Origin of the sequence: Shewanella sp. GutDb-MelDb (assembly GCF_002836075.1) — a bacterium.
Taxonomy (GTDB): domain Bacteria; phylum Pseudomonadota; class Gammaproteobacteria; order Enterobacterales; family Shewanellaceae; genus Shewanella.
In genome coordinates this window covers 1-26,745 of sequence record NZ_PJBM01000167.1, presented here as the reverse complement: position 1 = coordinate 26,745, position 26,745 = coordinate 1, and the positions used below count along the sequence as shown (strand labels likewise).

At 42.6% G+C, this 26,745-nt stretch carries 18 protein-coding genes; 11 read left to right on the top strand and 7 right to left on the bottom strand.

Annotation, left to right across the window (positions count from 1 at the left end):
• Positions 1–130: 130 nt before the first annotated feature.
• Entirely contained in the window at positions 131–1,123 is a 993-nt protein-coding gene (locus CXF82_RS07785) for a TDT family transporter (RefSeq protein WP_101092139.1), read from the bottom strand.
• A 120-nt stretch (positions 1,124–1,243) separates the two neighbouring features.
• The gene (locus CXF82_RS07780; protein WP_101092140.1) at positions 1,244–2,317 is read right to left on the bottom strand and encodes a methyltransferase; all 1,074 of its coding nucleotides are present in this window, start codon (positions 2,315–2,317) and stop codon (positions 1,244–1,246) included.
• Between the two features lie 174 nt (positions 2,318–2,491).
• Here CXF82_RS07780 and CXF82_RS07775 point away from each other — a divergent pair, with 174 nt between their 5' ends.
• Positions 2,492–3,169: a TetR/AcrR family transcriptional regulator gene (locus tag CXF82_RS07775; RefSeq protein ID WP_102039242.1), complete on the top strand. Its 678-nt coding sequence runs from the start codon at positions 2,492–2,494 to the stop codon at positions 3,167–3,169.
• Positions 3,170–3,470: 301 nt separating this feature from the next.
• Here CXF82_RS07775 and CXF82_RS07770 read toward each other — a convergent pair whose 3' ends face one another.
• Together CXF82_RS07770 and cysK are read right to left on the bottom strand one after the other, a co-directional pair.
• Positions 3,471–6,158: a TonB-dependent receptor domain-containing protein gene (locus CXF82_RS07770; protein ID WP_102043955.1), complete on the bottom strand. Its 2,688-nt coding sequence runs from the start codon at positions 6,156–6,158 to the stop codon at positions 3,471–3,473.
• Positions 6,159–7,216: 1,058 nt separating this feature from the next.
• Positions 7,217–8,185: a cysteine synthase A gene (cysK, locus tag CXF82_RS07765; RefSeq protein WP_101092142.1), complete on the bottom strand. Its 969-nt coding sequence runs from the start codon at positions 8,183–8,185 to the stop codon at positions 7,217–7,219.
• A 219-nt stretch (positions 8,186–8,404) separates the two neighbouring features.
• Here cysK and CXF82_RS07760 point away from each other — a divergent pair, with 219 nt between their 5' ends.
• Complete coding sequence (locus tag CXF82_RS07760) at positions 8,405–9,562, top strand: RDD family protein (protein ID WP_102043954.1); 1,158 nt, start codon at positions 8,405–8,407, stop codon at positions 9,560–9,562.
• Positions 9,563–9,765: 203 nt separating this feature from the next.
• On the top strand, positions 9,766–11,007 hold the full coding sequence (locus CXF82_RS07755; RefSeq protein ID WP_101092144.1) for a GGDEF domain-containing response regulator: 1,242 nt from the start codon (positions 9,766–9,768) through the stop codon (positions 11,005–11,007).
• A gap of 111 nt (positions 11,008–11,118) precedes the next feature.
• Here the strand turns inward: CXF82_RS07755 and CXF82_RS07750 are convergent, their stop codons facing one another.
• Together CXF82_RS07750 and cysZ are read right to left on the bottom strand one after the other, a co-directional pair.
• On the bottom strand, positions 11,119–13,458 hold the full coding sequence (locus CXF82_RS07750; protein WP_102043953.1) for a carbohydrate binding family 9 domain-containing protein: 2,340 nt from the start codon (positions 13,456–13,458) through the stop codon (positions 11,119–11,121).
• A gap of 183 nt (positions 13,459–13,641) precedes the next feature.
• A complete protein-coding gene (gene cysZ / locus CXF82_RS07745) occupies positions 13,642–14,415 on the bottom strand; it encodes a sulfate transporter CysZ (protein WP_101092146.1) in 774 nt (257 codons plus the stop codon).
• A gap of 193 nt (positions 14,416–14,608) precedes the next feature.
• On the opposite strand from cysZ, the gene CXF82_RS07740 reads away from it, so the two are divergent.
• From CXF82_RS07740 to CXF82_RS07705, 8 genes are all read left to right on the top strand, one after another.
• Positions 14,609–18,022, top strand: a complete 3,414-nt coding sequence (locus CXF82_RS07740) for a chromosome segregation protein SMC (RefSeq protein ID WP_102039246.1) — start codon at positions 14,609–14,611, stop codon at positions 18,020–18,022.
• Between the two features lie 23 nt (positions 18,023–18,045).
• On the top strand, positions 18,046–18,975 hold the full coding sequence (gene zipA / locus CXF82_RS07735) for a cell division protein ZipA (protein ID WP_101092148.1): 930 nt from the start codon (positions 18,046–18,048) through the stop codon (positions 18,973–18,975).
• A gap of 77 nt (positions 18,976–19,052) precedes the next feature.
• Positions 19,053–21,059, top strand: a complete 2,007-nt coding sequence (gene ligA / locus CXF82_RS07730) for an NAD-dependent DNA ligase LigA (protein ID WP_102043952.1) — start codon at positions 19,053–19,055, stop codon at positions 21,057–21,059.
• A gap of 166 nt (positions 21,060–21,225) precedes the next feature.
• Entirely contained in the window at positions 21,226–21,696 is a 471-nt protein-coding gene (locus CXF82_RS07720; RefSeq protein WP_101092150.1) for a DUF2919 domain-containing protein, read from the top strand.
• 99 nt (positions 21,697–21,795) lie between these two features.
• Positions 21,796–22,017 carry a hypothetical protein gene (locus CXF82_RS22180; protein WP_145991673.1) on the top strand — a complete coding sequence of 74 codons (222 nt, stop codon included), beginning with the start codon at positions 21,796–21,798 and terminating at the stop codon, positions 22,015–22,017.
• Between the two features lie 595 nt (positions 22,018–22,612).
• Positions 22,613–23,806, top strand: a complete 1,194-nt coding sequence (locus CXF82_RS07715; RefSeq protein ID WP_102043950.1) for a cyclic di-GMP phosphodiesterase — start codon at positions 22,613–22,615, stop codon at positions 23,804–23,806.
• 29 nt (positions 23,807–23,835) lie between these two features.
• The gene (locus tag CXF82_RS07710) at positions 23,836–24,657 is read left to right on the top strand and encodes an SDR family oxidoreductase (RefSeq protein WP_102043949.1); all 822 of its coding nucleotides are present in this window, start codon (positions 23,836–23,838) and stop codon (positions 24,655–24,657) included.
• Positions 24,658–24,673: 16 nt separating this feature from the next.
• Positions 24,674–25,300, top strand: coding sequence for a thiol:disulfide interchange protein DsbA/DsbL (locus CXF82_RS07705; RefSeq protein ID WP_101092153.1), 627 nt, complete (start codon positions 24,674–24,676; stop codon positions 25,298–25,300).
• 181 nt (positions 25,301–25,481) lie between these two features.
• Here the strand turns inward: CXF82_RS07705 and CXF82_RS07700 are convergent, their stop codons facing one another.
• On the bottom strand, positions 25,482–26,723 hold the full coding sequence (locus CXF82_RS07700; protein WP_101092154.1) for a C45 family peptidase: 1,242 nt from the start codon (positions 26,721–26,723) through the stop codon (positions 25,482–25,484).
• Positions 26,724–26,745: the final 22 nt, after the last annotated feature.

Sequence of the window (26,745 nt, the reverse complement as noted above, 5' to 3'; positions counted from 1 at the left end):
GTCACGCTTGATTTGCAGTGTTAAAGCCTGCTTTGTTACGTTGCTGTGATGTTTATAGGGGATGTCTCGGCTTTATTTAAAAAACTATAGTCACATATTCGATGTGACTATAGCTTTTTCTTTTGCTGCACTAAGCTGCATTCCCCTTGAATATATTTGACTTGTAGTGACTTAAATACCTTATAGCTACGTAAGTCACAATGATGGTTGCCACTATTAATTCAAATTTAGCTGTTAATAATAAGTTAATAGAAATGCTATTTTCACCGTAAGTCGTAATTATCCATGTCACAGTTTTGAATAAAGCCGTTGCACCAATAACCAGAGGGAATGTGAATGCAGCGTAACCTGGGCTGAAAGGCAACTTTAATAGGTTAAAGAAGGCAAGGTAAATAATACTGGTCATCAATAATGCTAGAGTCAGTAATACGCCAACGATAATGATTGATGGATGCTCTGATATAGTGAGGTAACCTGCTAAAGACAGACTTGCTGGTGCGGCCATAATGGCAATTGTTGGCTTTGCTGCGTCAGGTATAGGCTCACAGAAAATAAGTCTGTAAAGCATAATGGGCAACATGATGAGGTAACTTAGCATGCCAAAGTTAAGAATTGCGTTGGCAATCCAATGGTTTTGAACCTGGAGTAGTTCACCATGTGGAAAAGAGACTGCAGCGACAATGATTCCTACTGAGGGGACAAACCAACTTGGCACCATATGGCTAAGTTTAAAGTCGACCGCTCTATTATAGATAAACATAGAAAGGAAGATGAGATGAATCACTATCGCTGTAAACCATAATATTAAAGCAAAGCCATGGCTATACCGTCCGATAGCAGCAGAAACCACCATAAGTCCCATGGCAAAGGTTGGGACTACGCTACCAATGACAGGATGAGATAATTCTGCGATGAGTACTTTTGGGTGCAGCGTAAACTTGGCTACTAGCATCAGTAAAAGAACTGCAGCGATAGCTGACCCAATAAGCTGTGCAATACCATCAAGGCTAGGCAACATGCTTTCCCAAGCCCAACCGAGGCTCGCTATTGCTAATGCAAGCCCTGCCATTGGGCTCGGTAAGCGGGACACTCTGTGCCTTAGCTTGTTATTTGTTACCGTCATTATTCGTCTCCAAAATCCAATATCTTTGGACGTATTTTAGAATACCCTTCTAATAATTAATATTGAACTTAACTTAATGTCATAATCAATAAAATTGAACTAATCTTAAAAAGACAAACACTAAGGCTTTAGTTTACAACGCAGCAAAGTGTGTCCTAGGCCGATATTATCAATATCCTCATCGACAAAAAGTCCGGCCTGGCTGATGAGCTTTAGCAAGGTCTTACTGTGGTACATACGACTATTACCGTTAGCAATAGCAGTAAAATAGAGAGAGGTTGCATTAACACAAAATGCGCCAGCTTCGAAGGGTTGGCGATCCCAGAAAGTCTCCAAAATACACAGCTCACTGTCTCTATGCATAACAGATGCTGCCCGTTGCAAAATACTGAGAATTTCAGTTTCGGAAAAGCAATCTAAAAACTGGCTCATCCAATACAGGTCGCCATGTTCACAAAATGGCTTAGCTTCATCGAGCAGATCAGTTGCATAGCCTTTTACGCGCTCAGCAACACCAGCACGGTGAGCATTCTCCATTGCCACTTTTAGTTGGCCTGGCAGATCCATGATGGTGATTTTTACTTGGCTATTGAAACCTGTACACGCTAATGCCCATTTACCGGTGTTGCCACCGACATCGACGATATGCTTTGGTTCTGCTTTAAAAATCAGAGGTAATAGAGATTCAAATGCGTGATCTGAGTAGTAATGATCAAACTCAAACCAACTCTTTTTTATCTCGTCGGGCAACAGACTCAAACCGGGATAGATAGTTTGCCATTCTCCCAGCGAGGCTAACCCTTTAGGTTTACCCTCTAGAAGAGAAGCTTCCAACTCAAAAAGACCTTGATAGCACACATCATGAGTAAAGTTTAAGTTGGTTTTCGCCATATCGTCATGCAGTAGAAAGTGACCAATCTTATCGAGCACATATGCCTCATCGTTGAGGTATAACAGACCCATGCTGAGTCCCATATCTACTAACACACCAACGGCATACTCAGACAATTCGGACTGCCTTGCTAAAGCGTTTACGCTACAGCCTTTTACACCACAATCAGAAATAAGCTGTAATACGTTAAATTTTAGTAGGCATCGTGCCACCTGAAAGCTGATTGGAGCGAAAGCAATTTTTTGCGCTTCAAACTTGGCGTCAAAAGCACTGATTGAAAGAGGGGAACGATAAAAAGGCATAAGTTAAACCTGGCAAGGCTTCTACAGAATTAGTGGAGAGGTATCTTACATGTTACAGTCTGAACATTGTTTGAACTGGATCTTGCTTCAGGCTGTTTAGGGCTAGTTTAATAGGGCTAATCACTGGATTAGCCATTTTAGAACCGTGTGTTTATTAGTTTAAAGGAAGCAATCATGCTTGTACCTTTGACCTACGTAGGTCGACAAGCCAGTCGAAGTGATGGCCAGTCAAGGCGCATTGAGATATTGGAGGCAACATTAAGGTTAATCGTCGCTGAGGGCGTTCGTGGTGTGCGTCATAGGGCTGTAGCAGCAGAAGCAGGGGTTCCTTTAGCATCAACCACCTATTACTTTAAAGACATTAAAGACTTGATTAGTGATGCCCTCACTTTTTTTGCTGAAAAAACCTTGTGGATGAACAAGGCACTAGAAGAGCAATGTTATGAGTTACTCAATAACATGGCTCAAGTGAGTCAAAGCTTGTCTAAAGAGGCATTACAGGCATTGATCGTTGAAGGTTTAGCTGAATTTGTATGTGGGCATATAAGAGAGCAGCTAACGCATCCTGATGATCGTATTTTGGAGAATGCTTTTCATGAAGAAGCATTACGTAATCCACAACTTGCTACGTCGATTACCTTACTTGATGAAACGTTACTGCAAAGCATAAAAACATTTTTTAGTGCTTTGGGCTCTAAAACTGCTTACGAGGATGCACATCAAATTTTGGCTATTATTCGGTTACTTGAATATCAATTTTTACTCAGAAAAAGGGTAGATGAAGTGGTACTGAAAAGTGTGGTAGAAACTACGGTTAGTCATATCATTAGCGCAATAAAACCCCCACTCTAGTGCGTTAATATTGAAAATAAAAGCTTTCTGGTATTTTTCCATTTCTGTTTTATAAGTCTGATTTTAGTGATCGTATACCCCTCTCTATCAATTCTATAGGGCGTCGTGAGAGGGAACATTGATCAGGTTTGAGTTGGTTGATAATGTCAACAGATTGGGAAGCGGACATAAAAAATCCGAGACCTGAAAATAGGACTCGGATTTTGCAATATTTAGAAATTCAGTTAACTGCTTGAAAAATATAAATGATCGGCATTAACTCGATGAATGTCTTTTTATATCTCTGTTTAGCTAAACAAACTTAGAAAGCTTGAGTGAATGATACCCAGTAAGAACGACCAATAAGGTCATAAGTATTGTGATCATAATCACCACTAGCATCAAATCTTGGGTCTTCGTCGGTTAAGTTATTAACACCAGCCGACACACTGTTGTTCCAAGGCATATTGTATGTGTAGCTCACCGTATGGTACACAATAGAATCAATTTGATAGCTGCTGCCATCTTCGTTGTCATCTGTCGTTGATTGATGATCAATATAATCTGCTTGATAGAATAAACTATGATCACCGACTAAGTAGTTAGCGGTAAAGTTGACGCGATCATCGGGGTAGTCTTGAGTACCGCTCCAGTTACGAGAGATAGTTTGTACGCCACCTTCAGGGCTTGAATCGGTATACTTAACATAATGCGACCAAGCAAGATCGAGTTTAAAATCACCCATTTCAGTTTCAAAGGTAGACGCAAACTTAGTATCAACACCTTGACGCTCACTAAGACCAATATTTTGTAAAACGTTACTGATTGCCGTTAGCTTACCAGCACCATTCTGGCTCACTGATGTACCAGGGTAGATAGCACTGACATCTGATCGCGGTTGACCAGCATCATCAGCAGCTTTCCATAATTCAGCTTGAGTACGGGTGATCTCACTATTATTCAAAGAACTAATCAAACCATCAGTTTCTAGTGACCAGTAATCCACTGACATATTGAAGTTATCAGTGATATCCCACACCACACCGAGGTTATAGCTTTCTGACTCTTCAGGGCCTAAGTTTTCATTGCGCTCAATTGAAACAGGAACATTGTCTTCAATATCACAACCATCAATGCCTAAGCCATCTTCATAGCACTTAAGATAGTTAGTTACATCATTATAGCCAACACTGGTCGATTGATTCAGATCTTCCAGCGTCGGTGCTCTAAAGCCAGTTCCCCATGAAGCACGAAGTAACAACGGCTCTAATACGTTATAGCGGACAGATACTTGTGGGTTAAACGTACCACCAAAATCAGAGTAATCATCATAACGAGCAGCAAGGTTTAGCTCTAAATTGTCGAGAATAGGGAAAGCCATTTCCATAAATATAGCTTTAACATCACGCTCACCACTGCCACCAGCACCGCCGCTACCACCGGCGATTAATCCTGCTTCATCAAGCGCATCAACTTGTGAGTCGAGCTTTTCTTCACGATACGATGCGCCAACATACAAACCTGTAGCGCCGCCAGAGAGTTCGAACAGTTCGAAACTTAGGCCGCCATCAACTTCTAATGCGCTACTTGTTAGGCGAGCATCTGAGTTGGCTGTTGCGCCACCAGGCATCTCTGAGTTTGGATCGCGTGGATCCCAACCTTCAAATGAGTTACTAGTATCATCCCAAGCACCGACAAGATCGGTTGTTGCACCAATCAATTGATAACCCGTTCCCCACTTAAATACATCATACTTGTTGTATGACACGGACGCGTTCCAATCGAAACTGTCTGTTGTGCCATCAAGACCCACTAAGAAATCATAGATATTATCGGTACTTTCACGAACACGATTACCCGCAGTATCAAAACGGTACAACATTGCACCGCCTTCAGGTACTGCACGAAGATCTAGCCCTTCAGCCGTTGTATACGCAGGCATTGCTTGTGGGAAGCTAACATAACCAGGAATAGGAGCAGACACGTCAGTTGTGGTATTTGACGCCCAATAGGCACGCGCTGTTAGCTCAATATCATCACTGATGTTGTATGAGTAATTTAGCAGCGTTGAAGTACGCTCTTGATCAACATCGTTATACGCAGCCTTAGTATAATCGTAGGCGCAAGAGGTTTCACCTGCATATTTACTATCTGTTAGTGGGCCTGTGAAGTTATCACCATACACATCTGCACAGTTTAAATCTGTATTAGTAAATGGAGTTTGGTATTCCCAGCCGCCATTAGGCCCCATGTCAATTGTACGGCCTGTTTGGCTTAGGCCAATCCAGCTTCTGTAGTCGCTTGGATCTTCTCCATCTTTTACATGAGCTGCTGTATATGGGCGATCAGCAAAGGTAATACCTGTTTTCTTGAAATGCTCAATAGTGAACATCAAGTTGCCTTTCTCTGAGCTCAGACCACCGGTAAATGATGCTGAGTGATTATCACCACCACCGTCGGCAGAAGGTTCTTCTGCGCGAAGCTTAACTTCGACACCTTCAAAATCTTTTTTCAAGATGATGTTGATCACACCTGCGATAGCATCAGTACCATAAATCGCAGAGGCACCATCAGATAAAATCTCAATACGTTCAACGGCTGCAGTTGGAATGGTATTGATGTTAGTGGCACCGCCACCTAAGACTGGAGACTTAGCCATACGCTTGCCATCAAGCAAAGTAAGAGTGTGGCTAGCAGATGCACCTTTAAGCTGAATTGTCGCTTGAGATGACCAACTGTTGTTTGATGTGCCGCCGTATGAACCAAATGAGTTCAGCGTTGATGCTCTAAGTGCATCACCTACAGTAGAGAAACCCGCAACGGCCATATCTTCAGCGGTAATGGTTGTTATAGGGCTTGCGCCTTCCATATCAACACGCTTTAGGCGTGAACCAGTAACTTCAATGCGTTCTACAGTATCATCACTTTCTGCAGCATAAACAGGTGTAGACAGGGCTACAACACCACCACATACCAAGCTAACTAGCTTAGCCACTTTATTAAATTTCATACTTCCATCTCCAATAATATATTTTTTATAAGTCCAATGTTCAGTCAACTTTGATGGTAAAGACCAAAAAAACACAACTAAAGAACATGGCTGCAACATTAGTAGCACATATTGTATTTTGCATGCAATATATTGTATTCCTTCGCGTTTGTTTTTATGCGTAAAAATGGAGTGATTATGCAATAGCTATTTGTTGGTGAAATATAAGCGTTTGATAAAATGCATTGTTAAAAACAATCAGTAGCCGCCGTCCAGTAAAGTGAATGGCAGTTATTCAGGGGGAATGGGAAAGGCTGTTTATTTGATGTTGTCTAGATTGAATGTAACTAGAAATGCAGTCTGAATAAAAAGTATTAAGATATGTCGGAATGGAATATACGAGATTTTTGAGGGTCGAAGTTTAACAAATGTAATAATAAAAAGGATCCAAGTACGCTAATGCCGATAGATTAAGCATATTCACTTTTCTCAAAGGGTTACGCCTGATTGTCGGAGGAAAGACCGAGTTCGTCGAGGTTCTAGGAGTCAGCTCCGAGCCATGTTTAAGAATGATTTAAGGTGTCAATAAGGGCAAACCGACTTACAGCCTCATAATATGAGCTAAAACTAAACGGATACGGTAGATAGTCCCTTTAGCGCGTTAACTGCCACTTCTAGCGGTTTTTTGTCATTAACTTAATGTGCTTGGAGCAACAAATGGTTCGTTTCCTCTATCGTCTATGTAGATTATAGTAACAACATTAAATGCCAATTTATCCTTATATATTAAGTTGTTACGCTAGATGTCAAGTTGTTAACTATAATCGTAATATCTATTTTTATCAGCGGGGTGGTTGGAGTCTGAATACATTTGTTTTTTCGATTATAAGAGGGCGTCAGTTAGTTAGGTCTTAATTTGATGAGATTTGCGTTGTTGATAGCCTCAATAGCTTGAAAGCCGGAATAAAAAACCCGAGACCTAGAAATAGGACTCGGATTCTGAAGCATCTAGAAGAGCAGTAGGCTGAACGATAAATGATCAGCTCTGATGCTTGGGTTTTAGTCTATAGGCTTATTGTTTACTGAAGGTTTTCAGCATCACTAAATTCGCCTTGGAACAGAGCTGAAGAAAGGTAGCGCTCTGCAGCTGATGGTAATATAACCACAATATTCTTACCTTCAAACTCTGGTAATGCGGCAATGCGGTTAGCAGCAACTACAGCAGCTCCCGATGAGATCCCAACTAAAATCCCTTCTTCTTGCATAAGACGATGCGCCATCTCAATCGAATCTTCATTAGAAACCGCTTCAACACGATCAATAAGGTCAAGATCTAAGTTACCTGGAATGAATCCGGCGCCGATACCTTGAATTTTATGTGGTCCAGGTTGAATCGTTTGACCCGCGAGCGTTTGCGCGATGACCGGTGAATCAATCGGCTCAACCGCTACTGAGGTAATCGCTTTGCCTTGGGTGTTCTTTATATAGCGGCTAATACCGGTAATTGTGCCACCAGTACCTACGCCAGCGACAATGACATCAACTTCGCCGTCAGTATCATTCCAAATTTCAGGGCCGGTCGTTTTCTCGTGAATTTCCGGGTTTGCAGGGTTATTAAACTGCTGCAATAGCACGAATTTTTCAGGTGCCGACTGACGAATTTCTTCTGCTTTGTCGATGGCGCCCTTCATTCCCTTAGCGCCCTCAGTCAGCACAACATTTGCACCTAATGCTTTAAGCAATTTACGGCGTTCTAAACTCATGGTGTTAGGCATGGTTAATGTCAGCTTATAACCTCTTGCTGCTGCAACGTAAGCAAGCGCGATACCTGTGTTACCTGATGTGGGTTCGATAAGCTCTTTGTCTTGGGTCAATATGCCTTTTTTCTCTGCGTCCCAAATCATATTCGCGCCAATACGGCACTTAATGCTAAAACTTGGGTTGCGCGCTTCAATCTTGGCAAGAACATTACCATTGCTAACACGGTTTAAACGGACCAGTGGGGTGTTACCGATTGTGTATGAATTATCTTCAAAAATTTTGCTCATGGGCTGCTTGCTCCTTAATATGCATGGGTAAAGCATAATCGTCTTTCGCGGCAATAGAAGTGATTGTTTGTTCTTCGTTATGCTTTTTGGTTATTAAAGGTATTACTGTTATATGTATTCAATAGTATTTCTATTGGATTCAATTGTTAACCTAACGTTAACGCGGTGGTAGTATACGCTTTTGAGTAAACAATCCGCCCTAGTGACTGGAAAGTATAGATGAATAAATCACACACCGATAATGCGATAGATCCTAAATCATTAGTCACTCCTTATGCCTTTAAAATAGCCCCAAATGTACTTTACAAACCGTTAGCTAGCCCTTTAAAACGTATATTAGCAATTATTGTCGACGGTTTGCTTGTTGCTGCTTTGGCCGAAAATGCGGGTTGGGTCTTTGTATTAATGGTCGCTATCACTGTGGTGGTCCAAAAAAGAAGCCGCACTATGGGGAAGGCTGTAAAGTGGGCACTTTACGCTTTGATGTTGGTTGGAATGATATTTGCGCTGGTAAATTACCAAGAGGAAAACGGCGATAGCATACAACAGAGCGGAGAAGTCCAAACGATAAACCCTCAAGGAGGTTCTGGTTCTGAAACGTTGCAAACATTGACAGAATTAAGCAATTACTTGCCTGAGATAATTTTTGCTAGTCAGTGCCAAGACTATGAATGCGCTCAACAACGTTTAGTTTCTGTTAAAGATGCGTTATCACATTCCAACCTATCGGCAATTGAGCAAACCCGAATATTACAAGAACTTATCAATGATCTGCCTTTATCTGAGCAAGAAAATAATGCATTGAATGCTCAGTTAATAGAAACAGCCATCAAAGAATTGCCGATAAAGAGCAATGATGAGTCTATCGCCGCTGAAGCCTTCATCGGAGACAGCGTAACAGATGCACCAGCGAAGGTTGATCAAGACGATTGGCAGGCAGAGGCTTATGTTAGTGACTCAGATTCGAACAGCGCTGAAGACCCCAAATCAAGCCCATTAGCTTGGTTAATCGGTTCACTCAATGATCTGGGATTAGGCTTTGGTTGGGCTGCTTTTTACTTCACGGTGTTTACGGCTTGGTTTGATGGACAAACACTGGGTAAGAAGCTGTTGGGGATCAGTGTTATTCAGCTCGATGGTTCCAAAATTACCTTGTGGGCGGCCTTTGGGCGATATGGCGGTTATGCCGCTGGTTTTACTACTGGCTTATTAGGTTTCATCCAAATATTTTGGGACGCTAACAGACAAGCGATACAAGATAAGATTTCTGCCACCGTTGTTATTGATTTAAGAAAGATCCCACTTGAACATCCAGAGGACAAAATAACGGTTAACACCTTAAATGCACCCACTCATACAAAAGTTGCAGCTAAGTAGTATTATGTATACCGTTTTAGGCAAGTAAACGTTAAGCTGAATACGAAAAGAGACAATATGTTTTGTATGATCAACTATTTAATGGAATTGGTATTACAGATGTAGTTTTCCCTTTCGATATGGAAACTTAATCATTAAAGAGTCTTTTATAAAGGCCGATTAAGGGACGTAGAGAAGCTGTAAGGGATTTAAGGAGAGTGAAGTTGCGGATCTTAGTGGTTGAAGATAGCCAAGTTGTATCAAGGGTAATGCGTCATTTAATAACCCAAGAATTAGATTGTGTGGTCGATGTCGCTCCCGATATGGCGAGTGCGAAAAAGCTATTATTAGAAAATGATTACTTTGTCGCGGTAACGGATCTCAATCTTCCAGACGCGCAAGACGGAGAGATAGTAAAGCTGGTGCTTGCGCAGCAACTCCCTTGTATCGTATTAACGGGGAGCTGGAATCCTCAAGAACGTTCACGACTTTTGCAATTGGGTATCGTCGATTATGTGCTAAAAGAGAACCGCTTTAGCTATGAATATACGGCCAAGTTGGTAAAGCGTTTACAGCGTAACCAAAGCGTTAAAGTACTGGTAGCAGACGATTCATTAGTGAGTCGTAAGTTTATTCGCAGTTTATTAGAGCAGCATCTGTTTCAGGTTATCGAAGCCGATGACGGCTTAGCCGCGCTCGATATTCTCAAAGGTAACGCCGATATTAAACTGCTTATTACCGATTACAACATGCCACGATTAGATGGTTTTGGACTGATCATTAAAGTTAGAGAGCAGTTCAGTCGAGAAGATATGGCGATTATTGGTTTGTCGAGTGACAGTGATGAAAGTCTGTCGGCTCGATTTATTAAAAATGGCGCGAATGACTTCTTACAAAAGCCTTTTGTTCATGAAGAGTTCCATTGTCGGGTGCTCAACACGCTTGATGCCTTAGACATGATGGCAAAACTTTGGGAACAAGCCAATTTAGATTATCTTACCAATGTATTTAATCGACGTTATTTCTTTAGTTTATATGAAGACAAGTTACCTGTAATCGTTCGAAATCAAAGGATGCTGTCTTTAGGGTTAATGGATATCGACTTTTTCAAAAAAGTGAATGATACCTATGGCCATGATGTCGGTGATGAAGTTCTTATAGAATTCGCGGCGCGATTAAAGCAGTCTTTTTCACAGCACTTTACCGTAGCTAGATTCGGCGGTGAAGAGTTTGTTATTGGTTTTAAAGGACTTAGTGTCGAGAAAACATTTGCATTGTTAGACCGATTTAGAATGCAGCTGGAGAGCAAACCTGTAACGACCAGCAAAGGAGACTTGACGATTACTGTCAGCACTGGAGTCGCAAGTTTTATTGTGGGTGAGAGCGTTGACGACATGCTACAACGCGCTGATGTCGCATTATATGAAGCAAAATCGAGTGGACGTAATTTGGTGTGTATAGCGTAATATTAACCACGTGATTAAAATGATTAAGGGCTTAACGATTTTGTTTAAGCCCTTTTTGTTGGCTGTTTTATATTTTCAACATACTGATTTTTAATGTTATTATTTAATTTTCTAGAGGATCCAAGCGTAACTCATTTTCATGAAATAGGTTTCTTCAGTTTTCATTAATGAGTCAATAGAATCGTTAGATTTTAAGCCATCAGAGTAGCCTACATAAAATACGCTCTGTGGGTTAAGCTTGTAGCCATAAAGGATCTCGTTACCCAAGTCTTGCTGCACCTTATTCGGTGAGCTGTACAGGTAAAGGCTCGGATCTCTTTCAATATGGGTGTAAACGCTAGATAGTCGAATAAAGTTGTGAATATCGATATACCAGCTCAATCTTAGGTCACTTAAATTGGCGGTGAACAAGCGTGCGTCATCCACATCCATGGTGCGGTAGACATGCGAGACATCGAGTTCTATCGAATCGGTTACATTCCAACTAACGCCTGGATTAAGCAGGAACTTAGTCCCCAATTGGTCATTAGCAAAATCGATACTATCACCGTAATCAATGTCCACTTCTAGAAACAATGTGCGAGTGGGTTTCATATTGGCGTAGAACCAGCCCATTGTTTCGTCAAACATCTGGCTGTTATTATTGACCGCTAGACTGGCGCTATCATGGCGTCTCCCCACACGTTGACGATTCGTTAACCCAAACGCAGTGTAGCTTTGCCATAACCCCTCAAATTCAAGCTTTCCTTCGGCTTCTTGTTCTAGTTTCTCACCCGCTTGATTATGGCTAATGTCCCAATCTCCACTGAGTCTAATTTTGTTGAAGCTGCTGTCTTGTGGATACCAGGTGTAGCCCCCCCCAATGACTAATTTACTAAAATCGACTTTTTCAATAAAGCCTAAGTCAGCTCTAAAGTCCTCAGCCACTGACTGATACTGCGCTACAGTGTTCCAATTGCGGGTTTCATGCTCATACTTTGCTAAATACATATCACCATTAATGGCATCGGCACTATTTGTGCGCAAAACTCGCTCATTAATACCGCAGTCATTTAAATCACAATCGGTCTCCGGTAAACAGTCGCTGTTACTGCATAAGGTTTGTGACAACCCCAGTGGATACTGAGTATCAGAAACTACATATTGTCCGGTAAATGTATCTTGATCTGTGGGCTGGTACTTAACGTCAACACTGGTGACATAGTTATGATAGTTATCACTGGTTTTGGCAGTGACCAAGGCGCCCATTGACAGCTCCTTACCGACGTCATAACGGTAACGGCCAGCAAAGTTCTGACTTTTTTCATCAATAGTGGCGATATCAGAGCTTAAGTTGCCTGGTACCAGAAAATTAGTGGTGCTGTCGTTGGTCGCCAGTGTGGCAAAGGTATGGTCACCGACTCTACTCGTGAGTTTGAGTCCATAATCGGGGGAGACAATATTGCGGGTATGCAGCAGGTTTAATTGCGTATCAAAGTAATCTTTATTATCGAGGAAAAAGGCACGCTTCTCTGGATAAAATAGTGCAAAAGTGCTGTTAATATCGAGCTGACCAGCATCTGCTTCTACTTGGGAAAAATCAGGGTTTATGGTTGCACTTAATAAGGTACTTGGGGTGATCCCCCAGCGAATATCTAGACTAGGTTCAACGTTGTTTTCACTGTCCCAATCACTATTTAATGCATGTGGACGCTGGCTATTTCGATTAAAAACGACGGATGGAGTGATCTGTAAATCGTTGCCTTGCTCTAGATTCGTCATGCCGCTCATCACCCCAAATTGACACAGCTGACAACTGTTGTTTCGGTCAATTTTGTGGCTTGATATTCGATGCTGCTCATTTCGTGGGTAAAATCTAACCAGTTCGATGCCCCACTTTTTCTGGTCGGTATTATCAAAATTGAGAACTCTAAAGGGCAGTTCAATTTCAACTTGGTAGCCGGTTGCTGTTCGTGTTGCAGCAGAATACCAAATGCCATCCCAAGCATCACTTTCATCTCCGGTGAGTTCATTCTCAATCGAGTCGATTTGCACACCGTAGGCGTTAACAAAGAACTGATAAGCCAATCGAGCATCATTAAAAGTATCGAGCTTTATACCGACTAAATCATCACCCCAAACATTGTCACGATCACTCAGATTGGCTCTGATCTGAGAGGGGTTGGAGTCATAGGCAGTAAATGCTAGAAATAGGCTGGTATCGGTTGAGTAGAGCTTAACCTCCGTTTTTACGGGGGCGGTAATGTTTTCCCCAGGGCTGGTTTCGATTGTTATTTGAGTCGACACAGCATTTTTCCACTGTGGCTCATTAAATTCACCATCTACCTCAATGTTACCTGTGAGCGATGGAATTTGAATATTGAATTGACTTTCTTGTCCGGCGTTTGCCTTCAAGGAGCAGGTCGAAATAGCGACAAGCAGTGACGTCGCGAAAATAGTGGCTTTATTCATTTGTTTTTATTATTGAAAGCTAGGCGTTTAGGTGGGTGAATTGTAAAGGAAGTGCGTGTTAAAAAGGTAGGCTATTTGTTACAAATGTTGTCTGAGGGTAGGCAGTTGCTAACATTAGAGTAAACAACCGTTAAGCCATGAATCAACCTGGTTTAACGGCGTTAATCGGGTATTTACAGCGAGTTACTCTGGTGCAATAGCGCTGTTTTTGTATGCTTCACGATATTTATCAACCCACATTGAAGTAGCACCACAAATCGCTACTGGCATCACAACGAAGTTGAGGATTGGGATCATCGAAAACAGAGTGACTGCAGCACCAAAGCTGAAGCTAGTGCCTTTTGTTTGATTAAGGGCAAATTTCATCTCAGGGAAAGGCACTTTATGGTTATCAAAAGGATAGTCACAGTATTGAATTGCCATCATCCATGCACTAAAGAGAAACCATAAAACGGGCGCGACTGTTTGACCGACAAAAGGCAGTAAAAACAGTAGCAAAAAAACAATGGCGCGCGGCAGATAATATTTAAGTTTTATCCATTCTCGACCAAAAATCCGCGGTAAATCTTTGATTAAATCGATTCCCCCCCCAGTATTGAGCGGCTTGCCCGTTAAGAGCTGTTCTACCTTTTCCGCCAGCAAACCGTTAAACGGAGCCGCTAGCCAGTTCATCACTGAGCTAAACACAAAAGACAACACCACTAATAATGTCAGCACTGCTAGTGGCCATAAAAGAAAATTCAACCACGTTAAGTATTCAGGGAGTTGGCCCGTTAGCCAAGCGAATACTTGCTCCAATTGCCCGAAAGCAAAATAGATCAAGCCTGCAAAGATCACTAAGTTGATAGCAAGCGGGATAAACACAAAGCGCCTTAGTCCGGGTCGTTTAATTAAACTAAAGCCTTCTAAGAAGTAATTAACACCGCTTTTTTTTGTTACTGGATTGGTTTTATTCATAGAATTCTTTTTAGCTAAAATTGCGCATTAGCACGATTGTGAGTCAGTCGGATTTTATCCGCAAGTGAAAAGCCGTTAATCACTGATAAAAAACGTTACAAAATGCTGTTAGCTTTGGTAAAGTTAGCATCGGAATAACCCCATCAAACTTAGTCGCTAAATAAATTAGCGTGGAAGTGACCAAAACGGCATCATGAGACTTAAACAGATAAAACTTGCCGGATTCAAGTCATTCGTCGATCCAACCAAAATTCCCTTACCAAACCCTTTGAGCGCCATTATTGGTCCAAATGGTTGTGGAAAATCAAATATTATTGACGCTGTGCGCTGGGTGCTGGGTGAAAGCTCAGCTAAACATCTTCGTGGCGACTCTATGGTTGACGTTATTTTTAACGGTTCAACAGCGAGAAGACCAGTATCAGTCGCCAGTGTAGAGCTATTATTTGATAATCAAGATAATCGACTTGCTGGGGAATATGCCAGTTATCAAGAGATAGCGATAAAAAGGCAAGTGAGCCGAGATGGCGACTCTAATTATTTTCTAAATAATCAAAAGTGTCGTCGTAAAGATATTACCGATCTCTTTATGGGGACCGGGCTTGGCCCTCGAAGTTACGCCATTATCGAGCAGGGAACGATTTCTCGTCTAATTGAGTCCAAGCCGCAAGAGCTTAGGGTATTCATTGAAGAAGCTGCGGGGATCTCTCGCTATAAAGAGCGTCGACGTGAAACTGAAAACCGGATCCGACATACTCGAGAAAACCTATCACGGCTGGGCGATATTCGCTCTGAACTGGGTAAGCAATTAGAGAGGCTCGCTGAGCAAGCTCAAACGGCGAAGCAATATAGAGAGTTAAAGCAATCTGAACGTCAATGCGAATCTGAGCTGGTGGTATCTCGTTACCATGAGCTTAATCAGCAAATAGAGGGTTTTAACCTTCAGATTGGTAAGTTGGAAGTGCAGCAAGCCAGTCTATTAGCAGAGAAACAGACGCTTGAATTGAGTTTGACTGAGTTAAGCTTGCAATTAAGTGAGTTGGACAGCCGCGAGCATGAGCAAGTTGAAGCCTTTTACTTGTCCAAAACACATATTGCCAAGCTTGAGCAATCGATGAAACATCGTGAGCAGCAAAATGACAGTTTAAATCAACGACTGCGAGAGATCACAAAGCAAGTAGAGTTACATCAAACCGGACTCCATAGCGACAGTCAAACCCAGACTCAGCTTAAAGAACAACAGCAACAATCTCAGCCAGAAATGGAAGGTTTGCAACATCAAGTTGCCAACGAATCAGCTCAATTAGTACAAGCTACTCAACGCAATAGTGAGCTTTCAGAGCAGTTTCAGTTAGACAGTAGTACAGAGGCTAAAGCGCATTTAGCCGTTGAGATGAATCGAAGTAAACTTAATCACAGTGTCAATGAGTTTGCTCAAAAGCAAAAGCTCGTCGCTAGGCTGACGGAAAAAGCGCAACAGCTCAACGAAAAGCTTGCTGAGCTTAAGGCTAACGCGTTAACGAGTCAGTGCGATACGCTAATGACAGAGACCGAAGGTGAACAAGAGGTTTATGACGAGCTGAGTTTCAATATTGAAACTCGTCAAAGCGCAAGCGATGCGCTTAAAATTGAACTTGAATCCGTTAAAGTCAAATTAGCCGATGAAAAAGGGCGTTTGTCCGTAGTTTCGCAGTTACTGCCTAACGAAAATGACATTGCCTGCACTCAGCTATGGCAAGTTATTGAGGTGACTCCTGGTTGGGAGCGCTCGGTCGATTTATTACTGTCCAATGTGCTTAACTCTCCTGTACTCCTCGACGATGTTACTGAAATAACCACTGGGTTTAACGCTAACCCAATGACTAACCATGTGATTAATACGCCGGTGAATTTACAACCATGGTTAAGCCAGGTTAAATGGCTAGAAACTAAAGATGAAGCCATACAGCAACGCACGGTACTCGCTGAACATGAGATGTTTGCTACCGCCGACGGTTATCTTGTTGGGGCTGACTTTATCGTTGAAAAAACGGCGGAGTCAAGCTCGTTAGTGCAACTTAAGAATGAATACAGCGCACTTATCGAAGCCGTAGACAATACCGAAAACAACTTAAGCTCGTTGACACAAGCACTGTCTAAGCAAGCGCAAGAGCTAGAACCATTAGTCACAGTTCAGCAGCAAAAACATCAACAGATCCAAGCGCAAAAAGTGATTCTAGCGGGATTGCAGTCGCAAGTGAAAGCGATGCAACATGCTATAAATGACACTGATGAGCGGCACAAACAGTTACTGCAAGAGCTGACAGAAACCAGTCAAGAGCAGCAACAGCTATCGACTCAGAAAATGCAGTTACAACAGGATGCCCTAGCGTTACAACATACTTTTGAGCAAGCTCAAAAAAGAAAGCAGACCGCTGAAACCGACAAACTCGCGGCATCTACGTTGCTCAATAAACTTAAAGCCTTGCTAAGCAGCTCTGAGCAGTCACTTAAAACGCGACTTAAAACTGAACAAACTACCCAGACTCAACTCGCTTTAATAGGGCAAAAGGTTAATCACCAGCAGCAACGACTTGAAGAGCTTGAGCACAACGAAAAGCAAGTGCTAGCGCAACTGGGTGATAAAGAGAGTGGTAGCGCCAATCATAATACACTTCCAATAAAAACGCAGTTAGCGCAAGCATTGGAAGTTCAACAAGTGAAACAGCAAGCATTGAGTGGTATTAGACAGCAACAGGCAGGCCTTCAAGAACGGTGCGATAGCGCTGGAGCGAATAAAAAACAACAGCTTGTAAAGATTGAAGACTTGACTCAGAACATGAGCACGTTAAAGTTACGTCGTGAAGGTTTAAAAGGGCAAATCGACAGCCAGTTCAGCCTAATAAATGAGCAGGGTATCGATGTTGAGCAGGTTTTGTTAAAACTCGATGCGAATCGTACCACTTTATGGCGTCAAAAAGAGTTAGAACGTTTACGAGCTCGAATAGTGCACTTAGGGGCGATAAACCTCGCCGCTATTGAAGAGTTTGATCAACAAAACGAGCGTAAAAGCTATTTAGATAGCCAAGATGAAGACTTAAATTCCGCATTGAGTAGCTTGGAAGAAGCGATTCGGAAAATTGATACCGAAACCAAAAGTAAATTTAAAGATACTTTTGAGAAAGTGAATAAAGATTTAGGCATTTTATTTCCAAAAGTATTTGGGGGTGGAAGTGCCTATTTAGCGTTAACGGGTGACGATCTTCTGGAAACCGGCGTCACGATTATGGCTCGGCCACCGGGTAAAAAGAATAGTACAATCCATCTTCTTTCTGGTGGAGAAAAAGCGTTAACGGCTTTATCATTAGTTTTTGCTATTTTCAGATTGAATCCAGCACCTTTTTGTATGTTGGACGAAGTTGATGCACCTTTGGATGATGCCAATGTTGAACGATTCTGTCGTTTAGTAAAAGAGATGTCCCAAAGCGTACAATTTATATATATTAGTCATAACAAGATCACCATGGAATTGGCCGATCAACTTATCGGTGTGACTATGCATGAGCCCGGCGTTTCGCGCATTGTGGCGGTAGATATCGATGAAGCGGTGGCGTTAGCCGACGCTGGATGAACATAGGAATTACAGGGTAACCAATGGAAAATTTGCAACTGGTATTGCTTCTTTTAGGGGCGATAGCGATTATTGCCGTACTTGTGCATGGTTTTTGGTCTATAAGAAAGCAACAACCTAAAGGGTTCAAACAAAGCCCTATGACCGATATCAATCGAGAGCGTAGAGATTCTCAAGGTTTCGATAACGATGGTATCGGCGAAGTGAGGATCATCAAGGCGCAAAGTGATGAATCAACGGTCACTGAGCAGAGCATTGAGCCATTAATGGCAGAAGCGGGCGCAACGGCTAATGTCGACACTGTATTTGAATCCAATGTTGATACCGCATTTAGTTTAACTGAAGCGCCAACTCAAAAAGCCGCTCGCGCAGCAAAAACGACTCGAGTAGAGCCTTCTCTATCAGAAGCTGAACCTGACGTGCTTACGGAAGACACACCGATTCAACCGTCATTATTTGGTGCTGACGAATCAATATTAAGCACTGAAGCGGCCCAAGAAAGTTTTGTTGCAGACGAGGTAGAGCAAGAGCAACCTTTAGGTGAACCACAAGATGTGTTGGTATTACATGTGGTGGCTAAAGAGGGTGAAGAGCTTAACGGTGCAGAATTATTACCTTGCTTACTGACATTGAACTTTAAATTTGGTGAGATGAATATATTCCATCGCCATGAAGACAATGCTGGGACCGGGAAAGTGTTATTTTCAATGGCTAACATGGTTAAGCCTGGTGTATTTGACCCCGATAGCATGGAGCAGTTCTCGACCCAAGGCGTAGTGTTGTTTATGACATTACCTTGTCACGGCGACGCACTGAGAAACTTCTCTATTATGCTTAACTCAGCTCATCAAATTGCAGATGATCTCAGCGGCATTGTACTTGATGGTGGCCGCGATACGTGGCTCGATAGTACGAAACAGAATTATATTCAACGAATTAGAGCGCAGGTTTAACGCAGAGCCAACTTATTAGTTAAACCGGTTTTTAAAAGGTCGCTTCGGCGGCCTTTGTTATTATGTGGACAAAATAAATGCAAGCTATTGAACTAGAAATCGCAGCACTGACTAGCCAACTTAATCAGCACAATTACCATTACTATGTAGATGATAATCCTACTATTCCAGATGCTGAATACGATAGATTACTTAGACGCCTTAACGAACTTGAGATCCAATACCCTGAATTAGCGAGTGCAGCCTCTCCCACACAACGTGTTGGCGGTGAGGCGTTGGCGAAGTTTGATCAAATAACTCACTTAAAGCCGATGCTGAGTTTAGATAATGTGTTTGATGAAGCTGAATTTAGCGCATTTCATTCCAGAATTGCCGATAAAGTGGGTACGGACCTTAGTTATTGTTGCGAGCCTAAACTCGACGGTTTAGCGGTGAGTATTGTTTATCGTGATGGCGTATTTGAGCGTGCAGCCACCCGTGGCGATGGCCAAACTGGCGAAAATATCACTGAGAATGTACGTACTATAAAGTCGATACCATTAACGCTACGTGGTGATAAATTTCCTCCACTGGTTGAAGTTCGTGGTGAAGTGATTATGCCGCACCAAGCATTTGATGCACTTAACAAACGCGCATTAGCTAAAGGTGACAAGCTGTTTGTTAACCCTCGTAATGCGGCTGCAGGGAGTTTGCGTCAGTTAGACAGTAAAATTACAGCCAGTCGTGCCTTAGGTTTTTATGCTTATGCGTTAGGGGTGGTTGAGCCTGAAACGTGGGAGCTTGCCGACAGTCATTATGGCCAACTTGAACAATTACGCTCTTGGGGCGTGCCAGTCAGTCAAGAAGTTAACGTCTGCGACTCGATTGCCGAGGTGATGGAATATTACAATGATATTCAACTGCGTCGCAGTGGCTTAGCGTTTGAAATTGACGGTGTGGTGATTAAAGTTAATCAAATCGCGCATCAGTTGAGCCTTGGCTTTGTGGCTAAAGCCCCTCGTTGGGCTACCGCGTTTAAGTTTCCGGCACAAGAAGAGATGACGCTGTTAGAGGGCGTTGATTTCCAAGTCGGTCGTACCGGGGCTGTGACGCCAGTTGCACGTCTTAAACCGGTATTTGTCGGTGGCGTGACCGTCTCAAATGCCACATTGCATAATGCGGATGAAATCGCTCGTCTTGGGGTTAAAGTGTGCGACACGATTATTATCCGTCGCGCGGGTGATGTAATCCCACAAATCGTTGCAGTGGTGGCTGAAAAACGCCCTGAAAACGCTGAAGCTATCGAATTTCCCACGCAATGCCCAGTGTGTCAAAGCCTAGTGGAGCGTATTGAAGGTGAGGCGACAGCACGTTGCACTGGTGGACTGTTCTGTGAAGCACAGCGTAAAGAAGCCATTAAACATTTTGCCTCTCGAAAAGCGCTCGATATTGACGGTATGGGCGATAAAGTGGTTGAGCAGCTAATTGATAAGGAGCTAGTCGAAAGTCCTGCCGATCTGTTTAGGCTGACAGCATCAGCGATGACGATGCTTGAGCGCATGGGGATGAAGTCTGCGACTAAGCTTGTAGCTGCCATCAGTGTGGCAAAAGAGACCACCTTTTCCCGTTTTTTATATGCATTAGGGATCCGCGAGGTGGGCGAAGCGACGGCAGCAAACCTTGCCGCCTACTTTAAAACATTGGCTGCGCTTAAGGCCTCGAATGCAGAGGAATTTGTTAAAGTCGATGATGTTGGCACCATTGTCGCAGCACATCTTGAGCACTTTTTTGCACAGCCGCATAACCTAGAGGTTATTGATAAACTCATCGAAGCGGGCGTATCTTGGCCAGTGATTGAAGATGTTGCTGACGAGAACTTATCGCTGAAAGGGCAAACATGGGTATTAACAGGTACCTTAACGCAGCTTAACCGCAATGATGCGAAGGCACAGCTTCAAGCGTTAGGTGCAAAAGTCGCAGGCAGTGTATCGAAGAATACAGATTGTTTGGTTGCCGGCGCCGCAGCGGGCTCTAAGTTAACCAAAGCGCAAGAGCTTGGCGTAAAAGTGATTGATGAAGATGCATTGATTGTCATCTTGTCTTAAAAGTTATCATGGTCAATAAAAGCTCCTTTTTAAGGAGCTTTTTTGTGTCATAAAACTCAATCATTGAAATTGATAAGTCTGGCACCATATCTATCCTGTTGATGGTGACTTTTGCAATGGCAATGGCTTTAGTCTCGACGACGGATTTTGACTCAAAGGAGATGATTTGAATTTCAGCAATATTACTTGGCTTGACGATAAAGGCCATATTAAGCCCCCGCTGATGCTTTACCTGATATTGGTGTTTCTGGCACGGGGTTGGTGCATATTAGTGGCATCTTTAACACAAGCGAGCGATAGGGCTGGCTTGGTGGCGTTAATTTATCCACAAAAGTCCGATTTCTTGATGGCATTAATGGCGGGGGCGGGTGCCTTAGTGGTCTACGCGGTCATTATTGCGGAAAGAAAACGTACTCCTCAGTGGGTACAGCCTCTATTTCCTTACATGAAGTGGGTGTTACTGGCTTTATTGTGTATAGATGCCAGCTTACTGGTGCAACGGATATTACATTCGTACTATGTTTATAGCTGGAATGTGGGATTAGATGCGCTTTTTCTGTTTTGGAGCACGTTATATTTGTTTAATTCGAAGCGATTGACACATTATTTTTCTGATTGGAAAGCACCGAATGAGTAGCCTGTGACTTTATATTTGGTTACGTCGCTAATCACACGGCTATGGATAGCGGCCTTATAGAATCGCACTTATCATGCTTTATCTTCCCGGGCTGCGAAAATGTTTAGCACCCTATTGCAGGTGGCGACAATCTTGTTTGATAACAGCCTTCGTGGACAGGCTGTAGCGCTGAATGATTTCAACCTGTCGGTATTTAATGCAATTTCTGGAATAATAGGCAAAAAAAGACGCTGTATAAATACAGCGCCAAAAGAATCTGCAATATCGACAGCATTCGATATTATGACTCAGGGATATGAACATAAAACCTTCTTTAGTTAAGCCATAAGCAGCACTCGATTAAGACTCGCCTTAATAAAAGGACAATTGACAGTTTGCCTTTGAAAGTAATAGTCGGGGCTATCAACGCCAAAGAGCAGAAATAGAGTACAATAATTCATGATTGCATACAATATCCATTATCGGTATTGTTGGATCAGTAAGGGATGATTACGCTATAAGTTATAACTAATGGCTAAAGTGTTCATTCGTCATGGTTAAATACCCGGAAAACATCACCCTGTTAGAGGCTCGTTGGCCGACGTTAGAATGGCAGATGCTAGGATGGTTAGTCTAAATGTCATTGTGAGACTCGCTTCTGTTTTTAGCTATGTCAGTATTTGCAATGCACTGAGACGATGTTTGATCTCATATCAAGGTCGACAATCTTATCAGTGTTTATTAATCGTAACCGTCATAAAATTGACTTACTAACTGTTATTCACACCAGAAAGCTATTATTATCGAAATATGAGTAAGATCGATATTCCAATGCTTTAGCGTCACTTCAACTCAAGCTAAAGTCATTGGTCACAATCTCCTATTTCAAAAGTGAGGCGCTTTGTAGATTGAGTGCATTTCACTGGAGTAATCAGTAATGTCCAAAGGCGTTAAATTACCTTTGTCGCAGTTGATCGTTGGCTTAACGATTAAACTGCCATTGTCATGGACTAATCATCCTTTTGTGTTTAATCAATTTGAGATTGAAACCGGAGCACAGATAGAGTTGATTAAAAGCTTGAATATCTCATATGTGTACTTAATTGCAGGCAAAGAATTAATCACTACGACAGCTGCACAACCGGTAGCAACTGTGGTAGAACAGTCTGCAGAAGACTATGCAAAAGAGCAGCTTTCATCTCTACGAAAATCATTAAGAATTAGCCAGCAACGATTCCAAAAGTGCGGTGTAGAATGTCGCACTGCGTTTTCAAAAATGAACGCTGAACCAGAGGGGGCTTATCGAGCGGCAGCGACGTTAGTTGAATCACTGATGGATCACATTAAGGAAACTCCAATACCGTGCCTTGCATTAGTCAATAGTGGTGAAGACAGCGCGATAACCGAGCATGGCGTATCCGTTGCTGTACTATCGATGATGTTGGGGCATTTACTGGACTGCACAAATTCTGAGTTGCGTGATATGGCGATGGGGGCATTGTTTCATGATTTAGGGAAACTTAAAGTGCCTGATGTGATCCGGCGGAAAAAGTCGAATCTATCCGATCATGAAGTTAACTTTTTAAAGATGCACCCTAAGTTTGGCTATGACATGATGACCAAACAAAATCTATTTCCTGAAGCGGTGCTCGATATTGTATTACATCACCATGAATGGGCAGATGGCAGTGGTTACCCTGACGGACTGAAAGGGTCTGCAATCGCATTAAGCACACAAATCGTTGCACTGGCAAATGATTTCGAGCTTTTACTAAAGGGGGGAGAAGGGCGTTCTCCGCAAGTCGCATTAGGCTATCTTTTTAAAAAAAGAGTGGGTAAGCATGCACCATCATTGATTTCGGCACTGGTCAAAGTGCTTGGGATCTATCCTCCCGGTACATTAGTGTTGCTATCAAATGCTCAAGTGGCAAAAGTGCTGGTCACCACCCCTTTAGTGAAGCAACCTCACGTGCTTGCATGTGATGAAAACGGTGAGAACACAACATTACGATATTTGATTAAAGAGAATATATCGATTGAGCGGGTCGTAAAGATTGATGAGTTAAGTAAAACAGCATTAACAAAATTAGACCCCAGTGCTGATATTAGTTTTTACTTCAGCCCATTGTGAATCAGTTTAAGCAAAGATAAAGGATAAAGATGATAAAGTCAGTTTGTATTGTGGGCTGTGGCTGGTTTGGCCTGCCGTTAGCACAGGCAATGGTTGCGCAAGGAATTAGGGTTAATGGTAGTAAACGCAACGCTGAAAATGCCGCTTTGCTTACTGAGCATGGTATTAATGGGTTTACATTAGACTTATCGCTCGACGAACAACTAGATCAAAATCAAGGCGCCATAAAAGTCGCGCTCAATACCGATTGTCTGGTGGTCAATATCCCGCCTAGTTTAAGAAAAGACCCTGACGGTTATTTAGTTAAGCTGGCAAGATTAAAAACCTTGATCCACGATATCACTTATCAAAAAATTATCTTTATCAGTACGACCGGAGTCTACCCTTCACTTGAAAAGCTGATGATTGAAAAAGATGCCGTTGCTCATTCTGAGGTTAGCGGCAAGCTGCTACAAGCCGAAGCCATGTTTTCAGCGCTAAGCCATAGTTGTATTGCTCGTTTTGCGGGTTTAGTTGGGCCTGAACGTCACCCTGGGCGTTTTCTGGCTGGTAAAACTGAACTGTCTCAGCCCGACGCACCCGTTAACATCGTTCATTTGAATGATTGCATACTTGCGGTCTCTAAATTAGTTTTTGAGCCGACCTCAAACGGGGCATATAATGTTTGCGCGCCGAAGCATCCCGCTCGTCAGTCTTTTTATCAACAAGCGGCTTTAGACTTGGGCTTAGTTGCGCCACAATTCATAAAAGAGAGCGGTAGCGGAAAGATCATTAGTAGCGATAGATTAATGAAAGAGCTCAATTTTGAATATCAGTTCAGTGATCCCATGGATATGCTGGTTGTCTGTTAAATATTTAAGGAGTGTTATGAAGCAGTTTAAAGTCTTTTTAGGAAGTGCAATATTGGCGTTTTTCACCTTGTTACTGCCGTTACAAAGCGCACATGCCAAGGAATATGTAGAAGGTGTCGATTACGTTAAAATCAGTGGGATCCCTGAAGCACAAAAGCCAGTAATAAGAGAGTTCTTTTCCTATAATTGTGGTCATTGCTACAAACAGGACCCGCTTTTTGAAAAGACGGCACATTTGCTTGAAAATGACATTCAATTTGAAAGAACCCCTGTTGGCGCTGGGCGTACGAGTTGGATATTAAGTCAAGAAGCCTATTATTTAGCGCAGAAATTCAGTGTCACTAAACAAGTTCATGGCAGTATCTTTAGCCGTATTCATGAAAAAGGGGACGCATTCACACGCCCTGACCAATTAAAATCATTTTTTGTTAGCCAAGGCTTAGATGCTAAAAAGATAGACGCAGCGATGAATTCCGCTGATGCTAAACTGGCCTTGATGAATTATGACACTCAAGCTCAATTAGCTGAAATTCGTGGCGTGCCGTCATTAGTCGTTAATGGCCAGTACCTGATTAAAGCACAACCTCAGTCACCTGAAGCGCTCGCAGAGTTGATTAAATATCTTAGTCAGCTTGAAGACTAAGCGTTAAATTGAGACTAGAAGCCCACTTAGAGTGGGCTTTTTTATGTCTATTATACCGTCGAGCAACAAACGCCAGCGGGTACGTCTTGGGAGACGCTAAGCAGCAGTTTGGCGATTTAGCATGATGCCTAATCAAGAGATCCCCGCTAGGGCGTTGTTTCCTAAACGCCCCTCGATACGATTACTTATCAAAACACACTTGAGTGTATTCTTGCATGCTAGGCATCCAGGTTGTTCCGTAAGTACAACCTTCATTCAAGTCATGAATGATAGCGTTAGTGGTTACGAACTCGTTGCCTTCATAAGGTGATTTAAGCAAAGGCTTTTGTAAGAACAAGTCTTTCAATGCGGCAACATCTTTAGTCGGGCTAAACTTGGCCGCAACTTCTGCATGTTCATTGCGCCATAGTGTCGTCTTAACTGCATAGTCAAACGCTTGTGCATCGCCGTTAGCGTAAGTATCAACAAGTGCCTGCTCTTGACCTATTGGGTGGTTAGTGTGAACCGTGTAACCACGCAGCGTACCATCAAGGACAATGTTCTTGCCTAGTTGGTTCTCAATGTGCATAACGTTACCTTTAAGGTCGCTTAAACCAAGAGCTACTGCAGAGTTAGTACGGATGTCCTGTAATGTATCTTTCGCAACGTTAGCATCATCGAACTTATTAGCCATAGCCATAGCTAAGCCACTCATAGGTACACCATCTTCAAGAGCACTTGCGTGGAACGCATCAACTGTATTAGCTGTAGTCGATAAACCACGACCCATAGCGATAGCGTTAAAGAAAGGTTCTGGAGCATGAACAATCAAGTCAGCACTTTTCAAAATAGCACCGTGACCACCTAGCGAGATAGGCATATCTTGGTTTTGACCTATGACACCGTTGTCCCAACCAATAGCAGTACAACCACGTGTTTTATCTGTACTTTCTTTAAGGTCGGCTAAGATATGCTTACCCACATCTTGTACCATCTTCGCAAACAAACCATCAGAAGCCCATGCTGCTAAATATGTCTCTTCAAGTGTGTAGCCTGTCGCTTCACCGATACCCTGGTAGTAGTTCAACAACCCAGGGAAGTCAGCTTTAAGTAAATCCATTGTCGCGATGATGCCTTTAAGTTCAGCTTCATTGTATTCATCGTTTAACTGAGCTAATTTACCTGCAATATCGTCCTTGTGTACGTTTGTGCCAAATGCTTCAACGTAACCTTTAACGACCTGCTTACCACCTTCAACTGTGAGTCCGTCAAATTTAATGACGGGTGTAGTCTCTTGCAGCATTTGTGTGTCATTTGGGTTGTAGAAGTCACCAACCAAATCGATAGTCACGCCGTTGACACCAGTAGAAGTTCGACCCGCTTCTGCCATTGCAGAACCAGAGAATAGAGAAACTATTGCGATTGCTAAGATTGCTTTTTTCATTTTTAATTCCTTTGCGGGCTTT